The sequence below is a fragment of the Actinosynnema sp. NPDC023658 genome, from assembly GCF_040639995.1.
In the GTDB taxonomy this organism is placed as follows: domain Bacteria; phylum Actinomycetota; class Actinomycetes; order Mycobacteriales; family Pseudonocardiaceae; genus Actinosynnema.
Genome location: NZ_JBFAAX010000420.1, coordinates 1 through 5,070, shown reverse-complemented (window position 1 = coordinate 5,070; position 5,070 = coordinate 1). Strand labels below are relative to the sequence as shown.

General features: G+C 74.1%; 3 protein-coding genes and 1 pseudogene. 2 read left to right on the top strand and 2 right to left on the bottom strand.

The window, feature by feature from the left end:
• Positions 1-294, bottom strand: a pseudogene (locus AB0G02_RS27945) (hypothetical protein); the annotation flags it as partial.
• Positions 295-582: 288 nt separating this feature from the next.
• Complete coding sequence (locus AB0G02_RS27940; RefSeq protein ID WP_360799402.1) at positions 583-3,342, bottom strand: BTAD domain-containing putative transcriptional regulator; 2,760 nt, start codon at positions 3,340-3,342, stop codon at positions 583-585.
• A gap of 156 nt (positions 3,343-3,498) precedes the next feature.
• On the opposite strand from AB0G02_RS27940, the gene AB0G02_RS27935 reads away from it, so the two are divergent.
• Both AB0G02_RS27935 and AB0G02_RS27930 read left to right on the top strand, forming a co-directional pair.
• On the top strand, positions 3,499-3,915 hold the full coding sequence (locus tag AB0G02_RS27935) for a hypothetical protein (RefSeq protein WP_360799399.1): 417 nt from the start codon (positions 3,499-3,501) through the stop codon (positions 3,913-3,915).
• A 16-nt stretch (positions 3,916-3,931) separates the two neighbouring features.
• Positions 3,932-5,070: PPE domain-containing protein (locus AB0G02_RS27930; RefSeq protein ID WP_360799396.1), on the top strand; the 1,139-nt coding region annotated here is incomplete at its 3' end.

Genomic DNA, 5,070 nt, shown 5'->3' with positions numbered 1-5,070 from the left:
CACGGCGACGCCCCGCGACCGCTCCCGATCGCCCAGGAACTTGTCCGCCACCTCGACGTCCAGCGCGAGGGCGGCGATGAACACGGCCTGGAGGTCGGCCGGCAGGCCTTCGCTCCACCCGCGCAACATCCCGCGCACCTTCTCCCGGACGGCGGCGTGCGCGTCGGTGTCGCCGACGCCGCACAGCGCCCGCAACGCCGGACCGACCTCGTCGCCGAGGCGCGCTCCCTGGACCCCGCGACCGCGGCGGAGCCTGCGCAAGTCGGCCGCGAGGGCGGCCGAGGACACCTCCATCAGGCCTCCGTCCGGGTCGGTCGGGCGACGCCCTCCCACGCCGACCCGTCCGTCCTCGGTGGTGGACGTGCAGAGCCGACCTCCAGTGTCGTCACGGCTGGTGGTGCCCGCCGTGCGCCCTCACCCGACAGGGTGAACCGAGCAGCCCCGGCCGGCACGTCCAGCGCGCGACCCCAAGATCGAGCACACCCGCGTGTCCTACCTCCAGGACGCGAGAGTCCTACGTTCAGGACGCGAGAGTCCTACGCTCACGACAGGTGAGTTCAACGCTCAGGTGGTGCGAGCGGGTCAGGGGCAGGCGGTCAGGGTCAGCTTGGCGGCCAGGTCGTCGGCGTCGGGCAGGCGCAGGTCGCGGTACAGGTCCAGGGCCGCCTGCCAGTGCGGGCGGGCGGCGGCGGTGCCCTCGGACTGCTCCAGCACGTCCCCGATCGCCCGGTGGCACAACGCCTCCTGGTAGCGATCACCCAGGCGGGCCGCCAGCGCCAACCCCGCGCGGTACGACTCAAGGGCCTCGTCGGCACGCCCCAGCTGCTGCGACGCCGCACCGACCGTGTGCAACGTCGCCGTGTGCGCCTTCGACGGCGCGGACGGGAACAGGCCCAGCGCCTCCCGCGCGTGCCGCAACGCCTCCTCCGGCTGGTGCTTGCGCAGCAGCACGTTCGCCAGGTTGTTCTGGATGCTCGCCTGCGACCGGTTGTCACCGACCTCCCGCGCCACCTCCAGCGCCTCCAGGATCGTCTCCTGCGCCCGGTCGAGCTGGTCGTCGGCCATCAGGCAGTACCCCAGGTTCGCCAACGCCGCCAGCTCCAGGTGCCGGTCGCCGTCGGCCAACGACGCCGCCCGCCGGCACGCCCGCACGGCCTCCTCGATCCGGCCCAGGTCGGCCAACGTCGACCCCAGCCGCAGCAGGAACGTCGCCTCGGCGTGCCGGTCGCCCAGCTCGCGCGTCGCCGCCAACCCGATGCGGCACAACGCCAACCGGTCCAGCCGGTTGCCCCGGCGGAAGTGGAACGCGTCCAGGCACAGCGCGAGCTGCCACGTCCGCTCCCGCTGCCCGCCGTTGAGCGCGATGTCCAGCGCCAGCCCGAGGTTCGCCTCCTCCAGCGTGAACCAGTCCAGCGCCGCCGCGTGCGACGACAGCTCCGGGAACGACGCGGGCCGGTGCTCCGGCGGCCCGAACGGCCGCACGTGGTCGGACAGGTGCGCCCTCGCCCGGTCCGCGACGTGCAGGTAGTAGTCCAGCAACCGGTTCGTCGCCACCTGGTTGTCCACTCCGGACTCCGTCGCGGCGAGGTGGTGGGTGAACAGCCGCACCAGGTCGTGCCGCGAGTACCGGTCGGGCGTCGACTCGTGCAGCAGGTTCGCGTACGCCAGCGTGCGCAGGTGCGTGCGGGCGCTGACCACGTTGATGTCCAGCAGCGCCGCCGCAGCGTAGCTGTCCAGGTCGGTCCCGGGGTGCAGGCCGAGCCGCCGCAGCAGCCGCGCCGCACCCTCGGGCAGCTCCCGGTAGCTCACCGCCAGCGCCGCGTGCACCCCGCGCCCCGCCTCCGGCAGCGACAACGCCGACAGCCGGCCCTGCTCGTCGCGCAGCTCGTCGACCAGCGACTGGATCGTCCACCGGGGCCGCGACGCCAACCGCGCGCCCGCGATCCGCAACGCCAGCGGCAGCCGGTCGCACAGCTCCACCAGCTCCGCCACCGCCTCCGGCTCCTGCTCGGTGCGCTGCCGCCCCAGCAGCGCGACCAGCAGGTGCTCGGCGCTCTCCTCCGGCAACGTCGGCACGTGCAGCGACGACGCGCCCTCCGTCACCACCAGGTCGTCCAACCGGTGCCGGCTCGTCACCAGCACCAGGCACCGCGGCGATCCGGGCAGCAGCGGCCGGACCTGCTCGGCCGAGCGGGCGTTGTCCAGGAACACCAGCACCCGCCGCCCGGCCAGCAACGACCGGTACTGCGCGGCCTGGTCCTCCAGGTCCACCGCGATCTGCGAGTCGGTCAGCCCCAGCGCCCGCAGGAACCCGACCAGCGCCGTGCGCGGGTCCAGCGGCTCGGTCTCGTCGAACCCGCGCAGGTTCACGAACAGCTGCCCGTCCGGGAAGTCGGCGGCCACGCCGTGCGCCCAGCGCAGCGCCAGCGCCGTCTTGCCCACCCCGGCCGGACCGACCAGCAGCCCGATCGCCGAGTCCTGCCCGTTCAGGCTCGCGTCGAGGTCCGACAGCTCCACCTCGCGCCCGACGAACCCCCGGTGCTCGCGCGGCAGCTGCGCCGGCGCCCGGTGCTCCCGCGACGGCTCGGCGGCCACCCGGTCCACCGGCGGCGTCGGCGCGGCGTCGCCCGCCAGCACGACCCGGTAGGCCTCGCGCAGCTCCGGACCGGGGTCCACGCCCAGCTCGTCGGCCAGCCGCTCCCTCGTCCGGTGGAACAGCGCCAGCGCCTCGGCCTGCCGCCCGGTCAGGTGCAGCGCCAGCACCAGCCGGGACACCAACGCCTCGCGCAGCGGGTTGGCGTCCACCGCGTCGCGCAGCCCGGACACCGCCTCACCCGCCCGGTCCAGCCGCGTCAGCCGGGTGGCCAGCTCCTGCACGGCCACCAGCCGCAGCTCCTCCAGCCGCGCGGACACCGCCTCGCGCAGGTGGTCGCCCGGGACGTCGGCCAGCACCGGCCCGCGCCACAGCGCCAACGCCTCCCGCAGCAGCCGCACGGCGTCCTCGTCCGGCGCGTCGCGGGCGGCGACCAGCAGGTCCTCGAACCGGAACACGTCGACGGCCGCGCGCTCGCCGGTCAGCACGTAGCCGGGGGCGCGGGTGACCAGCGCCACCCCGGCGCCGAGCACCTTGCGGAGCTGCGCGATGTGGCCCTGGAGCGCGGCCTTGGCCTGCGGCGGGGGTGAGCCGTCCCACACGACGTCGAGCAGGCGGTCTCCGGACACCACCCGGTTGAGTTCGAGCGCGAGTGCCGCCAGGACCGTCCGCCGCTTGGCCGCGCCCAGCCGAACCGCTTCCCCACCTGCGGAAACCAGCTCAACGGGGCCGAGCAGGTTCACCCGCATCCGCAAGCCCTTTCGGCGTTGTCACCGTGTAGTCGATGAGTTTCCCACAGTCGTCACCGCACTCCGGCGGACCGCGTTGGGCGCGCGTTGGCCGGGCGTTGGAGGGCACCGGGATGGTGGGTTTCGTCCAGCAGGCTGCCTTCGCGAGGGATACCGATGTACATCGCCGAGAACGGGGATGAAGTGGCCCCGCCCCAGGAGGTCCCGACCGTCAACGGTCAGGTCGTGGCACTCCAGGAGACCGTGAACTCCGGCCGGGTGTCGCTCGATCCCGCCACCGGCGACGAGCTGCGCAAGATGCTCCTGGAGCAGATCGACCAGGTCGACTCGTGGCTGGAGCGGGCCGGTCGGCTCGCCCGTCCCGCGCCGATCGGCGCGAACCCGGTGGGTGACCGGCTGGCGCAGAAGTTCGAGACGCGCGCCGACGGCGACCCGCGCTCGTTCGTGGCCGTGATGACGGCCTACCGCGAGGTGCTTCAGCAGACGCACGACTCGGTGCAGAGCGCGATCCGCAACTTCACCGCGGTCGACGAGGAGCACGGCACCGAGCTGACCAAGCTGAGCGGGAACTAGAGGGGGGCCGACGACCATGGCGGACGAGCAGGTGGCACGGGCGACGCGGGTCGCGCAGGTGGCCCAGGCGAAGCGGCTGGCGCACGACGAGCACGAGATCGACCTGGTGCTGACCGACACCCAGAACTGGGCGTCGCGGTCGCACCAGGAGCTGTACGAGGCGGTGCACAACAACAACGACCCCGGTCAGACGGGTGAAATCGGCGCGGAGTGGGGCCAGTTCGGCACCGAGCTGACCGAGGCCGCCCGGTTGATCAACGAGCGGGTCGCGGTGAGCGAGTCCGGTTGGACGGGCGACGCGGCGGACGCGGCGCGGCTCGCGATCAAGGGCCTGGCCGACTGGGTCACGCACACCGCCGAGACCGCGGTCGAGGTCGGCAAGCGGGTGCAGGACGAGAGCCAGATCATGGAGAACGCCCGGGCGAGCATGCCCGAGCCGGTCGTGTTCAACTGGGACCAGGCCACGGGCGCGTTCACCGCGGGCGGCATCCAGGGGCTGGCCAGCTCCGCGGCCGACGTGCAGGCGGCCAACGACAAGGCGCGGGCGCTGCACGAGCACGCCGTGACGGTCATGACCACCATGGAGCGCGAGTCGCAGGCGGTCGACCAGAGCACGCCGCGGTTCAGCGCGCCGTTCAACCCGGTCACCGGGCGCACCGAGGAGCCTCAGCTCGCGCTGGCGCGGACCGCGGCGACGGCCACGCTGGCGGACGCGGCCCTGGACAGCGGCCCCAACGGCGGGGGCGGCGCGACCGCGGCCTCCGCCTACACCGCGACGCAGCCGGCCCAGCAGGTGCAGGCCGCGCAGTCGGTGGAGCGGTCCTACCAGCCGGCGCAGCAGGCGACGCCGGCGCAGCCCGCCGCGTACTCCCCGCCCGCCGCGGCGTCGTACCAGAACGCACCCGGCTCCTATGGCGGCAGCACGTACGCGGCCGGCACCGCCGCGCCGTCGGTCCCGCAGCCGATGTACCGGCCGGAGGGCACCACGGCCGCCGCCGCGGCGGCGCAGGTGCCGGTGGCGAACCCGTACACCCCGGCCAACACGAACTACAACTACCAGGGCGGCAACTACGCGCCGCCCTCCGGCAGCGGCTACACCCCGCCCACCGGCAGCGGCTACGTGCCGCCGTACCAGCCGGCGAGCCCCAACGCGAC

Bases quoted from the DNA above. Each gene is read 5' to 3' on its own strand.
- AB0G02_RS27940 (WP_360799402.1), bottom strand. From the start codon at position 3,342: ATGCGGGTGAACCTGCTCGGCCCCGTTGAGCTGGTTTCCGCAGGTGGG.
- AB0G02_RS27935 (WP_360799399.1), top strand. From the start codon at position 3,499: ATGTACATCGCCGAGAACGGGGATGAAGTGGCCCCGCCCCAGGAGGTC.